We start from the raw sequence: 18,481 nt of genomic DNA, 5'->3' as shown, positions 1-18,481 counted from the left end.
GTCGAGCGATCACCCGCTCCGCTCGTGATACCACTCGCCGAACTTCGCGAGCGCCCGCCCCCGGTGTGAGATGGCGTTCTTCCGCTCCGTGCTCATCTCGGCCATCGTCGTCCCGTCGTGCTCGAAGATCGGATCGTAGCCGAAGCCGCCCTCGCCGCGGGGGGCCACGAGCGTCCCCTTGACCGCGCCCTCGAACAGCTTCACCGGCAGCGGGTCCCCCTCCTCCGCGCTCTCGTCCGCGCCGGCCGCGGCGGCGGCGACGCGGTCGTCCCGATCGATCGGATCGGGGCTCGCGCGGAACCCCTCGCCGTCGCAGTACGCGAGGACGCAGCGGAACGACGCCCGGCGGTTCTCCTCGGCCTCGGCGAGCCGCCAGACGCGCTCGACGCCGACGGTGTCCTCGACGTACGAGGAGTACGGCCCGGGGAATCCCCCGAGCGCCTCGACGAACAGCCCCGCGTCGTCGACGAGCACCGGCTCCCGCGCGTGGCGGTACGCCTCCCGCGCGCCGTGGGCGGCGATCGCGCCGAGGTCGTCGCTCTGGATCTCCGTGTAGTCGAAATCGAGCTGTGCGACCTCGCTCCCGAGGTACTCGGTCGCCTCGCGGACCTTCCCCGGGTTCGTCGTGACGTAGCGGAGCATACCCGGCCGTCCGCGTCGTCGGCGGAAAGAGGCGTCGGTCCCGCGCCGTCGGCGGGAAGACGCGTCGAGCCCGCGCCGGCCGCGCAGCGGAGCGACGATTCTACGCCGTCCGTCGCCGCCGCTCGCGGGGGCGACGGAGAGGGGAATGGGAGGGGCGACAGACGGAGCGCGGTGTGTCAAAGCGGAAAGCGGTTCCGCCTGCGCGGGCGGAGATAGCGGCTCGGAGATAAAAGACGTGAGCCATGCGCGGGGTGAAAGTAAAAGTAAAAGTGAAAGTGAAAGTGAAAGTGAAAGTGAAAGTGAAAGTGAAAGTGAAAGTGAAAGAGATCGGTGCGTGCGCTGGCGGCGGTGCGGCCGGCGCGACGGCGAAAGCGGAGAGAAACGGCGACGCGACGGCTCAGTCGTCGTCGACGACGACCTCGACCGGGCCTTCGTCCTCGACGGTCGTCGCCTCCCGGCTCTTGCGCTCGTGCCAGAGCAGTCCGCCAGCGACGAGGAGGACGATCCACGCGCGCCAGTTCGCCAGGTTCAGCGTGTACCCGATGCCGAACGGCTTCTCGACGAGCATGCCCTTGCCGGGCTGCCAGTACGCCGACAGCATGCGGCCGACGCTCGGTCGCTCGAAGTTGTACGGGACGCCGAAGAGTTCGCCTGACTGTGGTTTGTCTACCATGTCCGACTGGTACACCCGCATGGGATAAATTGTTTTGGCTGCTGACTGTCCGTCCCGAATCCGGAGACGGGTCCGCGGCCGGCACCCGCGGTTTCGGCGTTCCGCGACCGGCGTTTACGCCGGGGAGGATGTCACTGGTACCGGCCCCGCCCTTCGATCTCGCGCAGGCGGTCGAGCACCGCCGCCGGGTCGGCGTCCGCGTAGGCGTCCTCGAACGCCTCGACGAGGGGATCGGGGTCGTCCGCCGTCCCCTCGACGCTCTGCTCGAAGACGTGCAGGTCCATCGCGTGATCCTCGACGTGACCCGTGTGGTACCCGAGGCCGAAGTCGATGAGGAACGTCCGCGCCTCCCCCACGCGCGCGTTCCGGGTCGTCGGGTCGCCGTGGACGATCCCCGCGCGGTGCAGCGCCGCCAGGTGCCGCCCGACGGCCGCGGCCCGATCGTCGGTGAGCGCCTCCGCGAGGTCCGCGTCGCCGACGCGCTGGAACGCGATCGTCGCCTCCCGCAGATCGACGTCCCGGACGAGCGGCGTCGGCACGCCGGCCCGGCGCGCCTCGCTCGTCAGGCGCGCCTCGGCGACCGTCCGCTCGCGGCGCAGGCGCGCGTCGAGTTCGGGGTGGCGGTACGACTTCGGGAGGCGGCGCTTGAGCACGCGGTCGCCCGCGAACTCGACGGTCGCCTCCGCGCCCCTGAGCGCGCCGTCGTTCGGGCCCGTCCGGGCGACCGACTCCGCGTCGCCGCGCCACGTGACGGGAACCTGGTCCGGCCGGAAGTTCGGGTCCACCGCGGAGTCCTCGACGGCGATCGCGTCGCCGGCCTCGAACATCCGCGCGCCGAGGACGGCGATCATCCCGGCGTTGTCGCGGAGCAGGCGCGGTTCGGGAGCGTAAAACGCCGCCCCCCGCTCCTCGCACATCTCGGCGAGCATCTCCCGGAGGCGCGCGTTCTGCCCGACGCCGCCGCCGAGGACGAGTTCGTCGGTGCCGGTGAGCGACAGCGCCCGCTCCGACACCTCGGTCAGCATCCCGAAGACGTGCTCCTGGAGGGAGAAGCAGACGTCCTCGATCGCTTCGCCCTCGTCGTAGGCCTCCTTCGCGGCGCTCATGATCCCCGAGAACGAGAAGTCCATCCCCTTCACGACGTACGGGAGGTCGATGTACCCGCCGCCCGTCGCCGCCTCCTCGACCTTCGGGCCGCCGGGGTGGGTCCAGCCGACGTGGCGCGTGAACTTGTCGATGGCGTTGCCGACGCCCGTGTCCATCGTCTCGCCGAGGACGCGGTACCGACCGTTGTGGTAGCCGAGCAGGTGGGCGTTCGCCCCCGAGGCGTTGAGGCAGACGGGCGATTCGAACCCCGATCGGTACCGGCCGATCTCCAGGTGGGCGACCATGTGGTTGACGCCGACGAGCGGCACGTCGAGCGACAGGGCGAGCGCCCGCGCGGCCGTGGCGACGATGCGCAGGCAGGGGCCGAGCCCGGGGCCGCGGGAGAAGGCGACTGCGTCCACGGGCGGCCCGTCGCCGTCGCGGGCTGCCGCGGCGTGTTCCATCGCCTCCGAGACGACGCGGGGGACGGCCTCGGCCATGTGCTCTGCGGCCTCGCGGGGGTGAATGCCGCCGCTGTCCGGCTGGTACGGGTCTGAGACGATGAAGAGATCGTCGGACTCGGTCTCGGAGGCGGCGTCCGGGCGCGACGCGAGCCGGCCCGCGTTCGAGCGCTCGTCGCGCTCGCGTTCGAACACGGCCGCGCTCGCAGCCCACGCTGTGCCCTCGATACCGAGAACGCGCATTCGGCGGGTTACGCCTCTTCGGCTTCGGCGTCGGCGTCCGCGTCGTCCGCGTTGATCTTGTTGCGCTCGAGCATGTACTCCTGTTCGACGTCGCGGGCGAACTCGGAGCTCTCGTACACCTTCGCGTAGCCGACCGTCTTTCGCATGCCGAACTTGGTGTCGAGTTCGTGGACGACGACCTCGTCGGACGCCTTGTTCAGCTTCGCCGCGAGGCTGTCGCGGACCTGCAGGCGCGACGGCGTCGCGTCGTCGTGGACGATCTCGAAGCGGACGTCCGACCTGTGCAACATGGGGTTCTCCTCTTCCTCGATGATCTCGATGTCCATGGTTCAGTTACACCTAACTCCCGCCGAAGCAAGTAAAAGGATTTCGAAGGGGCGAGACGCGGGCGAAGGCCGGCGGAGCGCCGTCCCGTCCGAGGCGACGGGCGGCCGTCCGCGGCCCGGTCGACCGACCGTCGACTCGGTCGACGGAGCCGTTCGCGCAGCTGGGTCGCGTCAGGCCAGGAGGTCGAGCGCGGCGTCGGCGTCACCGTCCATCCGCGAGAGGAGCTCGCGCGCCTCCGCGACCGTCTCGTCGGTGACGGGCACGTGCACCATCCCCTCGTCGGGCTGGCCGTAGACGACGCTCGCGCCGCGCGGGGCGGCGACGATCGCGGGCAGCGTTGCGAGGTCCTCCTCCCCCTCGACGAGGATCACGGTGGGTTCGCCCGAATCGAGCGCCTCCCGGAGCGCGCGCAGCAGTTCGGCGGAGAGCGTCGCGGGCGGGTTTTCGACCTCGATCCGGGGGTTGTCGCCTTCGAGCGTCGCGCGCACCTCGTCCGTCACCTCGCGACGCTTCGTCTTCCCGTCGATGACGGCCACGTCCGGGTCGCGGTCGGCCCGCCTGAGGTGGTACGTGACCACGTCGCCGACGGCGACGAGCGGGCCGCCCGCGCCGTCGCCGTGCTCGTCGCTCGCCGACTCGACGGCGCGGAGCAGCGTCGCCGGGTCCTCGTAGACGCGCCCGAGCGGCTCCCTGAAGGCGGCCCGGAGGTCCTCGGGCAGGCGAAGCATCGGTTACCTGACCTTGAGCGCGTAGCCGCCGGGTTCGTCGACCTTCATCTCGACCGCGATCTCGCTCGTCTCCGGGTGCGTGATGATCACGTAGCCGGCCCAGTCCTCGGTCAGGCTGGAGGAGCCGCAGTTCGTACAGGTCGTGGCGTCGAGTTCGTTGACGTAGTGGCACTCACGGCAGGCGAGCCGTTTCTTCGCCATCAGTCGCCCTCCGTGGTCGCCTGGCGCTCCTCGCGCTCGGCGCGGAGCCAGCCGTGCTTGCCGAGTCCGGGCTGTTTCGCCGTGAGCCCGATCTTGCTGTCGCGCGGGTTGCGCTCGTCGATGCTCTTCGTGACGATCCGCACCCGGACGGGGTCGTCGACGCCGAGCGTCTGGTTCGACTCCGTCGACGCGAGCTGCTGGTTCTCCCCGTCGTACGCGAGGTACTCGTCGGAGATCTGCGAGACGTGGAGCAGGCCGTCCACGGGCCCGATGCCGACGAACGCGCCGAACTCGACCACCTCGACGACGGTGCCGTCGACGACCTCCTGCATCTGCGGGTCGAACGTGATGGCGTCGAACTCCGCCTCGTAGTAGACGCCGGGGCGGTTCGGGAGCACGGACCCCTCCCCGATGTCGTGAACCTCGATCACGCTCACGACGCTGCCGACTTCCTCGTCCATGCGACCCTCCAGCTTGTCCTGGAGCAGGTGCTTGACCCGCTCGTTGGTCACGTCCGCCAGGTGCCGCGGCGGAACTTCGACCGTGTCCTTGAGTCGTACCCTCTTGTACATGCTATGGTTCTGTGATGTGCAATCTGTTCCGGCCCCTTATACCGATTACTCGAACGCCGCGTTCGAGCACGCGGTCCCGAAGGGGCCGGTCGTTCGTGACGACGTAGTCGCACTCGCCCCGTTCCGCGAGTTCGACGACGGCGTCGTCCGCGTACGATGCCTCCGTCTCGACGGTTCGACAGCGCTCCGCCCCCAGGTCCGCCCCGACGCGCGCGGCGACGCCCTCCTCCCCGCGGCTCCCCGCCGCGAGCGCCTCCAGTTCCTCGACGACCGCGCGCGGCGCGACGAGCTCGTACCCGTCCGCCGGGAGGCCGAGGACCCTGTCGAGCTCCTCGAACACGCGCACGCCGAGTTCGACCGGCATCATCAGCGCGTTGGTGTCCATGACGACGACGACCATCCGCTCAGTCCTTGAGCGTCCCGATGCCGATGAGCCGCCAGCGCGCGCCGACCCGGCGGTTGATCGCGATCTTCGCGCCCGGCTCGGCGCAGACGGGGCGCTTCAGTCGGACCTCGCACTCGCCGCTTCGAGCGCTCGTCACCGCGCCGACGGTCGTCGCCGTGCCGACGGTCAGCATCAGCGGCTCGCCGGTCGAAATGTCCTCGATTTCGCTGTCGCCCCCGACGACGCGGTCGAGGAGGTCGACCTCCATCTCGAACGCGTTCCACGTCGGCGGGAGCGTCCCCGGCTCGCCCGCGACCTGCCCGGCGAGGGCGTCGCCCTTCGTCAGGCTCGGGTCGAGTCCGGTGCCGACGCCGAGCAGCCCGCCGGGGCTGACCTCGTCGACCTGCCGGCCGCCCGCCTGCAGCGACCGCACCGAGGTCCGGATCGGCTGCCACTCCGACTGGCCGCCCTCCTCCACCTCGCGTCCGGGGCGGAGTTCGAGTTCGTCGCCGACGGTCAGCTTCCCCTCGACCAGGCTGCCGCCGATGACGCCGCCGGTGAGATCCTCCCAGGTCGTCCCCGGGCGGTTGATGTCGAAGCTCCGGGCGACGAACATGCGGGGGACGTCAGCCTCGGCGCGGTCGGGCGTCGGGATCTCCGCTTCGATCGCCTGGATGAGGAGATCCATGTTGACGTTCTGGCCCGCGCTGACCGGGACGATCGGCGCGCCCTCGGCGACCGTTCCCTCGACGAACTCCTGGATCTGCCGGTAGTTCTCGACCGCTCGATCGCGGTCGACCAGGTCGATCTTGTTCTGCGCGACGACGATGTTCTCGATCCCGATGATGTCGAGCGCCATCAGGTGCTCTTCCGTCTGCGCCTGCGGCACGTCCTCGGTGGCGCTCACGACGAGCACCGCGCCGTCCATCAGCGCCGCGCCCGACAGCATCGTCGCCATCAGCGTCTCGTGTCCCGGCGCGTCGACGAACGACACCGTTCGCAGCGGTTCGCTCTCCGATCCGTCCGGACAGGTCTCCTCCACGGTGTAACACTTGGGCTCGTCGAGCCCCGGACACTTCCGGAACGTCGCGTCGGCGTATCCCAGGCGGATGGAGATGCCGCGCTTCATCTCCTCCGAGTGCTGGTCGGTCCACGACCCGCTCAGGGCCTGGACCAGCGTCGTCTTCCCGTGGTCGACGTGGCCGACGAGTCCGATGTTCACCTCCGGTTGTTGTGGGTTTTCCGTCACCATTGACCTCCTGAGAGTAATCTTGTGGTGGGTTCGCCCCGAGCGCGTGATAAAGTTGCTGCTTTGGCGAGCAGACGGAGAGAGAAGTCCCCTGAAGCGTTCATGGATGAATCAGTGTACCCTATTAAACGGTCCCCGGTGATAAACCACACCCAACGCGACGCGCCCTGAGGGGTCATACCGTACCACCCGGTGGACGCGCCAGCGTCGCCTCGGCGGAACTGCCGCACGTCCCGGCGAGACGTGTGGAGCCCAGGCGACGGCGGGAACCGAATCGACGGGAGGCGTCGGAGAAGACCGGCGTCACCACTCCACGTCTACCCGGACGATCGGAGATCCGAAGAGCGAGATGGCGGTCCGATTGACGGCCCCCCGGCCGTCGAGAGCGCAGTCGCGCCCCCTGCGGTCGCCGAGCGCCGTTTCTACCTCGTCGAGGCGGTCCGCGATCTCGTCCTCCCACTCCCCCTCGTAGCCCTCGATCGTCAGATCGGCGCCGACGCGACCGTCCTCCCCGTTTTCATCGACGATCGTGAGTATCACAACTGCACTAACTGCCAGTCGTCGATAACCGGGCTGCCTGTATATTCCGACACTACACGACCGTCCTCCCGAACCTTCCCGTCGACCCCAGCGGCGGCGGCGTCAGCGGCATCGGCGGCAACCGCGTCGACCGCGCCGCTTTTGCCCGTGCGATCCCTCGCATCCGTCGCCCATGGAGTTCGCGTTCGAGCTGGCGCTCTGTGCGCACCTGGAGGAGGCGACCGACGGCGTCGTCGCCCGTCAGCTCGGCGCCGCCGTGGCCGCGCCCGGCGGCCGAATCGTCGACGTGTGCCTCGTCGAACCCGGCCCCGAGTTCGACGAGCGGACCGCCATCGCGGCGGAGACGATCCCCCCGCTCGCCGTCGAGAGCGACGTCGGCGTCGGCTCCGCCGTCTACTGGAAGGACGCCTTCGACTGCCACCCCGACACGGCCCGCCGGGTCACCGATCGGGCGCTCGAACTTGGCTTCTTCGAGGCGGAGCGCCGGAGCGGCCGCGAGTACGTCCGGCGGGCGGTCCGCTACCCCGACTGGTTCTCGCGGCTCGTCGGGATCGAGAACAAGCCCGACCTCGGTTCGCCGGGCGACCTCGAACGGCAACTGCGGACGGACGTGAGCCTCGCCCTCTTCGACGAGGTGTACCTGGCCACCGAGAGCTACGTCACCCGCGCCCACCTCAACCGCCTCCCCGAGGAGGTTGGCGTCTGGCGGTTCGACCCCGCGTCGGGCGAGCGCGAGGTGATCCGCGAGGCGACGGCGCTGCCGGTCGGGGAAACCGGCATCGAGCCGATCGAGGCGCGCCCGCTGGAGACGGAGATCGCCGCCGTGAGCGCCGGGGAGAAGGCGCGAAAGCGCCGCCGGATCGCCGAGCGCGCGTACGGGAAGGGCTGGCGCACCGACGAGCTTCCGGCGTGCGCCAGGGCGCGGGCGACGGCGGACGGCCGGCCGCGCTGCGACCACTTCGGCCGGGTCGTCGACCCCGGGACCGAGTGCGGCCCCTCGTGTCCGGCGTTCGAGCCGGCCGACCCGCCCGACGTCGACCTCGACGCGATCCGCGAGGAGCGCTCGCCGTGGGTCGCCGACCCCGCGGGCGTGGCGCGACGGCAGGCGGGGCTGGATCGGTTCACGTAGCGCTCGACGCGGCGGCGGAACGGCGACCCGCCGGCGCTCCCGGTGCCCCCTCGCGCTAGAGCGCGAACGTCTCCCCGTCCACCGCCAGCGGCTCCGCGAACGCCTCCTCGACCGGGTAGAAGTGGGCGGTGTGGACCAGCCGAACCTCGGCCGCGCGGAGCTCGTCCGCGAGCGAGAGCGCGCCCTCGCGGGTCATGTGCTTCGAGCCGAACGTCCGCGGCACGCCGTCCTCGTCGCGGTGCTTCCCGCCCGCTGGGTGGTACTCGCAGAGCGACGCCGGGACGATCGCGTCCGCGAGCAGGAGGTCGGGATCGCGCAGGGCGTCGCGGGACTCGCGGGGGATCCCGTAGCTCGTGTCGCCCGACAGCGACAGCTTCGCGCCCGTCTCGGGGTCCTCGACGGCGAGCCCGTAGCACAGGAGCGGCGGGTGGTCCACGGGGACGAGCGTGAGGTCGAACCCGCAGGCGCGGAACGGCTCTAGCGGCGTTCGGTCCCGGACGGTGATTCGGTCGAGGTAGTCGTACTTCCGGCGGATCGTGTCGGCGACGCTCTCGCCGGTCGCCGGATCGACCTCGTCCGCCGCGTAGACGGGCAGCTCGTCGAACACGCGGTAGGCGTTGCCCAGCCCGTCGAGGTGGTCGAAGTGGACGTGGGTGACGAGGGCGGCGTCCGGCAGGGGGACGTCGCGGGTCAGAAACTGGTACCGGAAGTCGGGGCTCGCGTCGATCAGGAGCGACTCGCCCGTCCGCTCGTTCTCGACGTGGACCGAAAAGCGCGTGCGCTCGACGCCGCGCTCGCGGGCCGCCGCGCAGGTGTCGCAGTCGCAGCCGACGGTCGGCGTCCCGGTCGTGTCCCCCGTCCCGAGGAGCGTGACGCGCATCGGCTCAGTGGTCGTGGTCGTGATCGTGTCCGTCGTCGTGCGAGTGCGAACCGCCGTCGCCCGCGACGGCCGCGCCCTCGCCGTCGATCATGTCCATGTTCTTCAGGTTGTCCCGCTCCTCGAAGTCGGCGACCGCGTCGAGGATGTCCTCCTGCGTCAGGGTCATCCGACCCTCGGTGAGCGCTTCGAGGACCGCCTCCCGCAGCACGAGGCGGAGGTCGCTGCCGGTGAGCCCCTCGGTCAGGTCCGCCACCGACTCGGGATCGAAGTCCGCGATGTCCATCTCCCGCGTGATGACGCGCAGGATGTCCGCGCGCATCCCCCGGTCGGGCTTCGGGAAGTTGACGATCTCGTCGAAGCGCCGCCAGGCCGCCGCGTCGAGCTGGTCCGGGTGGTTGGTCGCGCCGATGAGGAGCACGTCGTCGCGGATGAGGCTGATGTCGTCGATGCTCTTCAGCAGGGTGTTGACGGCCCGCTTCAGCGCGGCGTGCTCGTCGCTCCGGCGCGTCTTCGCGACGGAGTCGAACTCGTCGATGAAGAGGATGCACGGCGACAGCCGCTTCGCCACCTCGAAGGTCTTCTCGACGTTCTTCGCCGTCTCGCCGAGGTACTGGCTCGTGATCATCGACAGCTTCACCTCGACGAACGGGAGGCCGAGTTCGTGCGCCAGCGCCCGCGAAACCGTCGTCTTCCCGGTCCCCGGCGGGCCGACGAAGAGGAGCTTGCCGATCTCGCGGAGGCCGATCTCCGCGAGGTAGTCGCGGTGCTCGATGGCCGTGACGATCTTCCTGATCTCGCCCTCCTGGTCCTCCGTGAGGACGAGGTCGTCCAGGGTCATCTCGATCTCCTCGGGCGCGCGGACGTGCACGAGGTCGAGCATCTCGGCGTCGCCTTCCTCGCCGGTGTCGAAATACTCCTCCAGGAGGCTGTCGATCCACACCCGGTCGGCCTGGATCGGCCGGTTCGCCTCCCGCGCCTCCTCGTGTGTCACGTCGACGTCGTCGCGGTCCTCGACGGCGGCGGCGATCGTCGGGTTCGTCGCGATGCGCTCGCGGTCCGCCCGGTCGACGAACCAGTCGAGCGCCATGTCCGGCTGCGTGAGCGAGAGCTTCCCCGAGAACTCCGCGCGCTGGGTGAACAGCAGGTCCGAAACCGCCTCCCAGGGGCGCTCGACGCCGGTGGCCGTCCGGGCCGTGCTGTCCGTCGCGGTCAGCGGGCGCTCGATGCCTCCGGGGGAAGGGGTTTCGCCCGACTCCGAGCCTCGCGCGGACGGTTCGTCGGTCCAGAACACCTGCCGGTAGCGCGGGGGCAGATCGTTCTCGTCCAGGTCCCGGTTTTCGGTGTAGAGATGGGCCGTCAGAAGGAATTCGACTACCTCGAGGGCCGGGTCGTTCATCCGCGAGAACTTGCAGCTACAGGTGCTTAAGGCCGTCGAATCGGCCATATCGCTGCCATGTCGGCGTCGAGCGAGAGCCCGGGGCGAGCGACCGGCGCGCGGCGCGGAGGAAACGGAACTCGGTTTCGGAAAATCCGAACTTCGTTCGCCGATCGTCCAGAAAATACGCCCAGATATGGGCGATATACGGAAACATATTCCTTAAAGACGATTCGATATCAAACGAACATCCACTCGAACGCCTGAAATCGTGCGTTTGTCAACGATTAGCGTTTTGTTCCCTCATTCAGTCCCGTAAAGACGTGAGACTGAGAACTATCGTAGGGTATCCGAGCGATTTAATGAACGATCGTAAACAAACTACCTGTCACTTCGCGGGGGGCCGCGCGTGAGCGGCCCCGTCCCGACGACCTGCATGCGGTGTGCGGTGGGGTGCGGCCACGTCCACCACGGCGCGGACCGGGGATACGGTCTCGACGCCGTCCGGGGCGATCCGGCCCACCCCGTCAACCGGGGATTGGCGTGCGGACGCGGGATCCGCGAGTCGGTCGACCCGGACGGCGAGTGGTTGACGCGGCCGCTCGTCAGGAAGGGCGGAGCGCTCGTCCGGTCGACGTGGGAGGACGCGCTGGCGAGGGTCGCAGACGGGCTGGGCGGCGCGATCGCCGACTCGGCCGCCGACCTCGCCGACGGCCGCCCGCCGTCGAGCCCCGACGACCTCGCGATCCTCGGCAGCGGCCAGCAGACCAACGAGGCGGCCTACGCGCTGGGAAAGCTCGCCCGCGGCGGCGTCGGCACGCGCAACTACGACGCGAACACGACGCTGTGCATGGCGAGCGCGGTGCGGGCGTACTACGACGCCTTCGGGAGCGACGCGCCGCCGCCGACCTACGACGACGTCCCCGACGCCGAGTCCCACGTCGTCTGGGGCGCGAACCCCGCCGTCGCGCACCCGGTGCTGTTCCGCTGGATCGCCGACTCGGCGGACGACGACGGCTGCCGGCTGGTCGTCGTCGACCCGGTGCGCAGCGAAACCGCCGACGCGGCGGACCTGCACGTCCGGCCGCGCCCCGGCGGCGACCTCGCGCTCGCCCGCGCCGTCCTCGCGCGGCTGATCGAAACCGATCGCGTCGACCGCGCGTTCGTCGGGCGGCACACCGAGGGGTTCGACGCGCTCGCCGCGTCGCTCCCGACCGTCGACGCGGCGGCGGAGGCGGCCGGCGTCGACCGGGCGACGGTCGAGGCGCTCGCGGCGGCGTTCGAGCGTCCGACGCTCGTCTACTGGGGGATGGGGGTGAACCAGAGCGTCCGCGGCACCGCGACCGCGGGCGCGCTCGTCGACCTCTGTCTGGCCACCGGGAACCTCGGTCCCGGTTCCGGACCGTTCTCCCTGACCGGACAGGCCAACTCGATGGGCACCCGCGTTTGCTCGTCCAAGGGAACCTGGCCGGGCCACCGCCCGTTCGACGATCCAGACCACAGGCGGGCAGTCGCCGACGCGTGGGGCGTCCCCGCCTCCCGGCTCCCGGACGATCCCGGCCCCGGGCCGGTGGGAATCATCGATTCGGAGCCGACGGCGGTGTGGACCGTCGCGACGAACCCCGTCGCCGGCATGCCCGACGCCGATCGGGTCCGCGACGTTCTCGACGACGCGTTCCTCGTCGCGCAGGACGCCTTCCGGACCGAGACGGTCGAACTGGCGGACGTCGTCCTCCCGGCGGCGACGTGGGGCGAGTCCGAGGGGACCGTCACGAACATGGAACGGACGGTCTCGCGGGTCCGCCCCGCGACGGACACGCCCGCCGGCGTCCGGTCGGACCTGGACGTCGTCGCGTCCGTCGGGTCGCGGCTCGCGCCCGACCTGTTCCCCGAACCGCGACTCGACCCCGAGGCGGTCTTCGACGAGTTCCGGGCGCTCACGGCGGGGACGAACGCCGACTGCTCCGGGATCAGCTACGCCCGCCTCGACGCGGAGCGCGCGGTCCGCTGGCCCGCTCCCGACGCGTCGTCGAGCGGCGGCTACCGGTACTACCGCGGCGGCGGGAGCGGCGCGGACTGGTCGTTCCCGACGCCGACCGGCCGCGCCCGCTTCTCCGCCGGCGACGCGGAGCGCCTGCCCGAGCCGGCGGACGATCGGTACCCGCTCGTGCTCACGACCGCGCGGGAGCCGGACGGGTACAACACCGGCGTCAGATCCCGACCTCCGGACGATCCCGGCCCCGTCCGGGCGCGGATGAACCCCGAGACGGCGGAGCGGTTCGACGGCGAGATCGACGAGGAGCGGACCGTCGTCGTCTCGCGCCGCGGCGGCGTCGCGGCGGCGGTCGAGCGCGACGGGGCCGTGCCGACGGGGATGGTGTGGCTCCCGATCCACCACCCCGCGACGAACCGGCTCACGATCGCGGCGACGGATCCGCGCTCGGCGGAGCCGAACTACAAGCAGTGCGCGGTGCGCCTCGCCGCGCCGTCGGCGGAGGCGGCGGACGCGAAGGGGAGGGAGGCGGCCGAGGAAACGGACGCAGCGGCGGCGAACGCGGCGGACGCGAAGGCGAAGGGCGGCCGCCACGTCGCGGCCCCGGAGGGCGGACAGTGAGGGCGACGAAGTGGCGGACGCTCGCCCTCGCGACGGCGGCGTTCAACCTGTCGTTTCTCATCTGGTTCTCCTTCGCGCCCTTCACGGGCCCCATCGCCGACGAGTTCGGGCTCTCCCTGACCGATCTCGGCGTCCTGGCGAGCGCGGCCATCTGGAGCGCCCCGCCCGGCCGGGTGCTCGTGGGGTGGCTGTCGGACCGGTACGGCGCGCCGACGGTGTTCTCGGTCGTGCTCGGGTACGTCGGCGTCTTCAGCGCGGCGAGCGCCTTCGCGACCACGTACGAGACGTTCTTCGCCCTGCGGCTGGTCGTCGCCTCCGCCGGGATCACGTTCGTCATCGGCGTCCAGCACGTCGCCCAGTGGTTCCCCGAGGAGCAACTGGGGACCGCGGAGGGCGTCTACGCCGGGATCGGCAACGCCGGGGCGGCCGCCGGCGCGCTCGTCCTGCCGCGACTGTTCGGCTCGTGGAACGGCCCGCTGTTCTCGACGGGGTGGCGCGCGGCGTTCTTCTACACCGGCGTGGCCGCGCTCGTCATGGCGGTTCTCTACCGGCTGCTCGGCGAGGACGCCGCCACCGACGAACGCGCCGAGCGCGCCAGCGAGTCCGCGACGCTGTCGTCGTGGCTGCACACCGCGACCCGGTACGGCGTCGTCGCGCTGGCGCTCGGCTACGTGATGAGCTTCGGGCTCGAAATCTCGATGAACGGGTGGCTCCCGACGTACTTCCGCGAGGGGTTCGGCTCCGACCTCGTCGTCGCGAGCACCTTCGCCGCGACGTTCTCGCTGGCCGCCGGCCTCCTGCGTCCGATCGGCGGGTACGTGAGCGACCGGATCGCCCGACGCGAGCGGAACGTCCTGCCCGTCTTCCCCGGCCGGTACCGCGAGCAGTGGACGGTCGTCTGCCTGTGCGGCATCGTCGTCTCGCTTGTCGGCCTGACGCTCGCCGGGCAGACGGGGAGCGTCGCGCTCACGGTCGCGGCGGGCTTCCTCGTGGGGACGGCCTGCGCGTTCTCCGAGGGGGCGATCTTCGCGCAGGTGCCCGCGATGTTCCCGAACCGGTCCGGGGCGGCCGCCGGGGTGGTCGGCGGCATCGGGACGTTCGGCGGCATCGGCTTCCCGCTCGTCTACGCGGCCGCGGCCGACGCGGGCGCCGTCCACGACGGGTACCTCGTCGTCGCTGCGCTCGTGGTTCCGATCGTCCTCCTGAACGCCTTCGTCGCCCGGCCGGCCGTCGCCGAGCGCGCCCACGTCGACGGCTTTCTCGCGGCCGGCCGGGACGACTACGCCGGGGGCGATGACTGATACCGAGCGCGGCCGTCCGGGGGCGGTGAAACCCGACACGGGACGGGCGGGCGTCATCGTCGCCGGCGGGCGATCGACGCGCTTTCGGGGCGTCGACAAGGCCACGGCGCTCGTGGACGGGGTGCCGATGATCCGCCGCGTGGCCGAGGCGGTCGCGCCCGCGGTGGACGAACTCGTCGTCAACTGCCGGCGGGACCAGCGCGAGGCGTTCGAGGCGGCGCTCTCCGGCCTCGACGCCCGCTTCGCGGAGGATCCGATCCTCGACCGCGGCCCGGCGGCCGGCGTCCGAACCGGCCTGCGGGCGGCCGACGCGGAGTACGCGGCGGTCGTGCCGTGCGACGCGCCGCTCGTGCCGTCGGCGTTCCTCGCGTTCCTGCTCGACCGCGCGCGCCACCGAACGGGCGCGGTGCCGACGGTCGGCGGCGAGGTGCGTCCCCTTCCCGCCGCGGTTCACGTCCGGGCGGCGACGGCCGCCTGCGACGACGCGCTCAGGCTGTTCGACGGCCGACTCCGGGACGTCGTGCGCGTGTTGGAGCCGGATGTCGTCCGCGAGCGGACGGTGCGCGCGTTCGCCGACCCGGGCGACTTCCTGAACGTCGACGCGCCGGGCGATCTGCGGACCGCCGAAAGGCGCCTCCGCGGCGCGCGGCCCGCGGACGAGCGCGGGGACGATCGCGAGGTACTCGATTCCGGAAATACGTGAATCGAGTGGCCGAACGTGCAATCGAACGTCCGGTTTTCTTCCGAACAACGCCCTTAAACACCCTATATCCGATAGTAAACTGACCGTTTGCCCTCGTTGATACCCAATTATTTGATTATTTCAACGATTAACGTTATATAGATTCGTACCGGACGGATTCAACGTGATATTCGCCATGTTCGTGTGCAGAAATGGGATAAAAATAGACGAACGTCATCCGGAGGTCGCTTGAAATGTCGAGGAAGAAAGAGGAGTGGAAAGCGGAGCTGTACGGCGACGCGGTGCGCGAACGGATCCTCGAGTTCGCCGAGGAGGGGTGGGACGCGATCCCCGAGGAGGAGCGCGAGAAGTGGTTCACCCGATTCAAGTTCTGGGGGCTCTTCCACCAGCGGAGCGGCCAGGAGAGCTACTTCATGATGCGTCTCACGAACGCGAACGGCCGTCTCGCGCCCGGACAGCTCCGCGCGATCGGCGAGGTCGCCCGCGACTACGCGACCGGTCCGGAGCCCAATCCCGAGTTCGGCAACGGGTGGATCGACCTGACGACCCGCCAGTCGATCCAGCTGCACTGGATCAAGCTGGAGGACGTGCCGGCGATCTGGGAGAAGCTGGAGTCCGTCGGCGTTTCGAGCCGCTCTTCGGGCGGGGACACGATGCGCAACATCTCCGGGTGTCCCGTGGCCGGCAGGGACAACCGCGAGCTGATCGACACCCGCCCCCTGCTGGAGCGCTTCCAGAGGGAGCTCCGCGGCGACGACGCGCTGTCGAACATGCCCCGGAAGTTCAACATCAGCGTCACCGGCTGCCGCGAGGGCTGCGCCCAGGATTCGATCAACGACGTCGGCCTCGAACCCGCGAGAAAGGAGATCGACGGCGAGGAGGTGACGGGTTTCAACGTCCGCGTCGGCGGCGGCCTCGGGGGGCGAAAGCCCCGGAAGGCGCGGAGCCTCGACGCGTTCGTCACGCCCGAGGAGGCGTACGAGGTCGTCGCGGGGTTCGTGCGGCTGTACCGCGATCACGGCGACCGCGAGGTACGCTCGAAGAACCGGAGCCGCTTTTTCGTCGACGAGTGGGGGACCGAGCGGATCCGCGACCTGCTCGAAGCGGAGTACGTCGACTTCGAACTCCGCGCCGCGGGCGATGACGTCCGCGAGGAGTACACCTACAACGCGGGGCGGCCCCCGGCCGAGGGGAAAGCCGACCACGTCGGCGTCCACGAGCAGAAGGACGGCCGCTACTACGTCGGCCTGAGCGTCGCCGTCGGCCGGCTGACCGCGGACGACGCGATCGAACTCGCCGACCTGGCCGACGAGTACGGCTCCGGCGAGGTTCGGCTCACCCGCCGGCAGAACCCGATCGTCGTGGACGTGCCGGAGTCGCGGCTCGACGACCTGCTGGCCGAGCCGCTGCTGGAGAAGCACACCCCCGAGCCGAACCCGTTCCAGCGCGGCGCGGTCGCCTGCACCGGCACGGAGTTCTGTCCGCTCGCCCTGACGGAGACGAAGGCGCGCACGGCGCGGCTGCTGCGGTGGCTCCGCGACAACGTCGACCTCCCGGACGACGTGGAGAACCTCCACGTCCACTACTCCGGATGTACGGCCGACTGCGGCCAGTCGAACACGGCCGACGTCGGCCTGATGGGCATGCGGGCCAGGAAGGACGGGCGGATGGTCGAGGCGATGGACGTCGGCGTCGGCGGGGGGATCGGCGAGGAGCCGACGTTCGTCGAGTGGATCCGCCAGCGCGTTCCCGTCGACGAGGTCCCCGGGGCCCTCCGAAACCTGTTCGAGGCGTTCGCCGCGCACCGCGCCGAGGGACAGACGTTCCGCGAGTGGGTCGAGGCCACGGGGACCGAGGCGCTGGTCGAGCTGTGCGAACCGGAGGAGACGACGTACGAGGACCCGTGGATGTACGACGCCAAGCAGTCGTGGTACCCGTTCGCCGAGGGGGAGAGCCCCGCCCCGACCGCCGCGGACGGGACGCCGCTGTCGGCCGATGACTGAGCGACCGTTCGCAGGCGGAGCGCGACGATCGGCGGGCGGCCGGAGAGCGTCCGAGAGGGTTCGAGAGGTCCGACAGCACGTCTCCGCCGACGCCGCGCCGGAGCTGTTCGACGGCGGCGCGCCCGACGGTCCGTAAACTCGCGGCGCGGGACGCCGCGTTCTCCCGGATTTATCAGTCTGGGCCGCCGATGGTGAGACATGCCAACGCCAGTCATCGCGAAAGCGTACCGGACCCCGCAGGGGAAGGGCGGCGGCGTCTTCGCCGACGTCCGCAGCGAGGACCTCTCGATCGCCCTCATAAACGAGATCCTGGCGGAGACGGGCCTCGGCAGCGACGACGTCGAGGACCTGATGTGGGGCGTCGCCCAGCAGCGCGGCGAGCAGGACAACAACGTCGCACGCGTCATCTCCCTCCTCTCGGACCTCGGCGAGTCGGTGCCGGCGACGACGATCAACCGCTGGTGCGCCTCGTCGATGCAGGCGCTCATGAGCGCGAGCGACGCGATCGCCGCGGGCAACCGCGAGTGCGTCATCGCGGGCGGCGTCGAGAACATGTCCCGCGTGCCGATGGACGGCGACTCCTACCAGCACCTCCACCCGCGGCTCTCCGAGGAGTACAACGTCTTCCAGCTCCAGATGGGGATGACCGCCGAGAAGGTCGCAGAGGAGTACGACGTCCCCCGCGAGGAGATGGACGAGTACGCGCTCCGGAGCCACCGCCGCGCCGCCGAGGCGACCGACGAGGGGCGGTTCGAAGACCAGATCGTCCCGATCGAGACCGAGGACGGAACGGTGACGGAGGACGAGGGCATCCGCCGCGACACGTCCCTCGAAGCGCTCGCCGGGCTCCCGCCGGCGTTCACCGGCGACGGTTCCGTCACGGCCGGCAACTCGTCGCAGATCTCCGACGGGGCCGCGGCGCTCCTCGTCACGAGCCGCGAGTTCGCCGAGGAGCGCGGGTTCGACGTCATGGCCGAGGTCGGGATGAACGCCGTCGCGGGCGTCGATCCGACGGTCATGGGCATCGGCCCGGTGCCGGCGACCCGGAACCTGCTTTCGAAGAACGGCCGATCGATCGACGAGTACGACCTCGTCGAGCTGAACGAGGCGTTCGCGAGCCAGGCGCTGTACAGCCAGCGGGAGCTCGGCGTGGCGGACGACCGGTTCAACGTCAACGGCGGCGCGATCGCCCTCGGCCACCCGCTCGGGGCAAGCGGCGCGCGTCTGCCGGTGACGCTCGTCCACGAGATGATCGAACGCGACGCCCGCCGCGGGCTGGCCACGCTCTGCGTCGGGTTCGGGCAGGGGGCGGCGATCGAGCTCTCGCGGTGACGGACCGCGTCGGCCGCGACGTATTAGTGACAGCCAG

General features: G+C 70.6%; 19 protein-coding genes. 7 read left to right on the top strand and 12 right to left on the bottom strand.

Annotation, left to right across the window (positions count from 1 at the left end; genetic code table 11):
• Window positions 1-9 precede the first annotated feature (9 nt).
• The 10 genes from CNO20_RS00690 to CNO20_RS00645 form a co-directional block, all read right to left on the bottom strand.
• On the bottom strand, window positions 10-642 hold the full coding sequence (locus tag CNO20_RS00690) for a non-canonical purine NTP pyrophosphatase (protein WP_101294123.1): 633 nt from the start codon (window positions 640-642) through the stop codon (window positions 10-12).
• Window positions 643-1,039: 397 nt separating this feature from the next.
• On the bottom strand, window positions 1,040-1,315 hold the full coding sequence (locus CNO20_RS00685) for a DUF5808 domain-containing protein (protein ID WP_101294970.1): 276 nt from the start codon (window positions 1,313-1,315) through the stop codon (window positions 1,040-1,042).
• 131 nt (window positions 1,316-1,446) lie between these two features.
• Window positions 1,447-3,105, bottom strand: a complete 1,659-nt coding sequence (locus CNO20_RS00680) for a bifunctional N(6)-L-threonylcarbamoyladenine synthase/serine/threonine protein kinase (protein WP_101294122.1) — start codon at window positions 3,103-3,105, stop codon at window positions 1,447-1,449.
• A gap of 8 nt (window positions 3,106-3,113) precedes the next feature.
• A complete protein-coding gene (locus CNO20_RS00675) occupies window positions 3,114-3,431 on the bottom strand; it encodes a 30S ribosomal protein S24e (RefSeq protein WP_101294121.1) in 318 nt (105 codons plus the stop codon).
• A gap of 171 nt (window positions 3,432-3,602) precedes the next feature.
• A complete protein-coding gene (locus tag CNO20_RS00670) occupies window positions 3,603-4,160 on the bottom strand; it encodes a GTP-dependent dephospho-CoA kinase family protein (protein WP_101294120.1) in 558 nt (185 codons plus the stop codon).
• 3 nt (window positions 4,161-4,163) lie between these two features.
• Window positions 4,164-4,361 carry a transcription elongation factor subunit Spt4 gene (gene spt4 / locus CNO20_RS00665; protein ID WP_101294119.1) on the bottom strand — a complete coding sequence of 66 codons (198 nt, stop codon included), beginning with the start codon at window positions 4,359-4,361 and terminating at the stop codon, window positions 4,164-4,166.
• Window positions 4,361-4,933, bottom strand: coding sequence for a DNA-directed RNA polymerase (locus CNO20_RS00660; RefSeq protein ID WP_101294118.1), 573 nt, complete (start codon window positions 4,931-4,933; stop codon window positions 4,361-4,363). The genes spt4 and CNO20_RS00660 overlap by 1 nt, the downstream gene beginning before the upstream one ends.
• Before the next feature lies 1 nt (window position 4,934).
• Entirely contained in the window at window positions 4,935-5,318 is a 384-nt protein-coding gene (locus tag CNO20_RS00655; RefSeq protein WP_101294969.1) for a PIN domain-containing protein, read from the bottom strand.
• A gap of 19 nt (window positions 5,319-5,337) precedes the next feature.
• Window positions 5,338-6,567: a translation initiation factor IF-2 subunit gamma gene (locus CNO20_RS00650; RefSeq protein ID WP_101294968.1), complete on the bottom strand. Its 1,230-nt coding sequence runs from the start codon at window positions 6,565-6,567 to the stop codon at window positions 5,338-5,340.
• Between the two features lie 303 nt (window positions 6,568-6,870).
• Window positions 6,871-7,107 carry a hypothetical protein gene (locus CNO20_RS00645; RefSeq protein WP_101294117.1) on the bottom strand — a complete coding sequence of 79 codons (237 nt, stop codon included), beginning with the start codon at window positions 7,105-7,107 and terminating at the stop codon, window positions 6,871-6,873.
• 172 nt (window positions 7,108-7,279) lie between these two features.
• On the opposite strand from CNO20_RS00645, the gene CNO20_RS00640 reads away from it, so the two are divergent.
• Entirely contained in the window at window positions 7,280-8,236 is a 957-nt protein-coding gene (locus tag CNO20_RS00640; RefSeq protein WP_101294116.1) for a DUF5787 family protein, read from the top strand.
• 55 nt (window positions 8,237-8,291) lie between these two features.
• Here CNO20_RS00640 and CNO20_RS00635 read toward each other — a convergent pair whose 3' ends face one another.
• Together CNO20_RS00635 and CNO20_RS00630 are read right to left on the bottom strand one after the other, a co-directional pair.
• Window positions 8,292-9,116: an MBL fold metallo-hydrolase gene (locus CNO20_RS00635; RefSeq protein ID WP_101294115.1), complete on the bottom strand. Its 825-nt coding sequence runs from the start codon at window positions 9,114-9,116 to the stop codon at window positions 8,292-8,294.
• A gap of 4 nt (window positions 9,117-9,120) precedes the next feature.
• Window positions 9,121-10,512, bottom strand: coding sequence for an ATP-binding protein (locus tag CNO20_RS00630; RefSeq protein ID WP_101294114.1), 1,392 nt, complete (start codon window positions 10,510-10,512; stop codon window positions 9,121-9,123).
• A 388-nt stretch (window positions 10,513-10,900) separates the two neighbouring features.
• Here CNO20_RS00630 and nasA point away from each other — a divergent pair, with 388 nt between their 5' ends.
• The 6 genes from nasA (at window position 10,901) to CNO20_RS00600 (ending at window position 18,444) form a co-directional block, all read left to right on the top strand.
• Window positions 10,901-13,105, top strand: coding sequence for an assimilatory nitrate reductase NasA (nasA, locus tag CNO20_RS00620; RefSeq protein WP_269844109.1), 2,205 nt, complete (start codon window positions 10,901-10,903; stop codon window positions 13,103-13,105).
• Window positions 13,102-14,406 carry an MFS transporter gene (locus CNO20_RS00615; protein WP_101294112.1) on the top strand — a complete coding sequence of 435 codons (1,305 nt, stop codon included), beginning with the start codon at window positions 13,102-13,104 and terminating at the stop codon, window positions 14,404-14,406. Before nasA ends, CNO20_RS00615 begins: the two co-directional genes overlap by 4 nt.
• Entirely contained in the window at window positions 14,399-15,109 is a 711-nt protein-coding gene (gene mobA / locus CNO20_RS00610; RefSeq protein ID WP_101294111.1) for a molybdenum cofactor guanylyltransferase, read from the top strand. Before CNO20_RS00615 ends, mobA begins: the two co-directional genes overlap by 8 nt.
• Window positions 15,110-15,342: 233 nt before the next feature.
• A complete protein-coding gene (locus CNO20_RS00605) occupies window positions 15,343-17,112 on the top strand; it encodes a nitrite/sulfite reductase (RefSeq protein ID WP_101294110.1) in 1,770 nt (589 codons plus the stop codon).
• Window positions 17,105-17,248: a hypothetical protein gene (locus tag CNO20_RS22840; protein WP_158237345.1), complete on the top strand. Its 144-nt coding sequence runs from the start codon at window positions 17,105-17,107 to the stop codon at window positions 17,246-17,248. The genes CNO20_RS00605 and CNO20_RS22840 overlap by 8 nt, the downstream gene beginning before the upstream one ends.
• 62 nt (window positions 17,249-17,310) lie before the next feature.
• Entirely contained in the window at window positions 17,311-18,444 is a 1,134-nt protein-coding gene (locus CNO20_RS00600) for a thiolase family protein (RefSeq protein ID WP_101294109.1), read from the top strand.
• Window positions 18,445-18,481 lie beyond the last annotated feature (37 nt).

The sequence above is a fragment of the Halegenticoccus soli genome (assembly GCF_002844195.1).
GTDB classification, from domain to species: domain Archaea; phylum Halobacteriota; class Halobacteria; order Halobacteriales; family Haloferacaceae; genus Halegenticoccus; species Halegenticoccus soli.
Note: the sequence above shows the minus strand (reverse complement) of the source record. Positions and strands in the feature narration are given on the sequence as shown.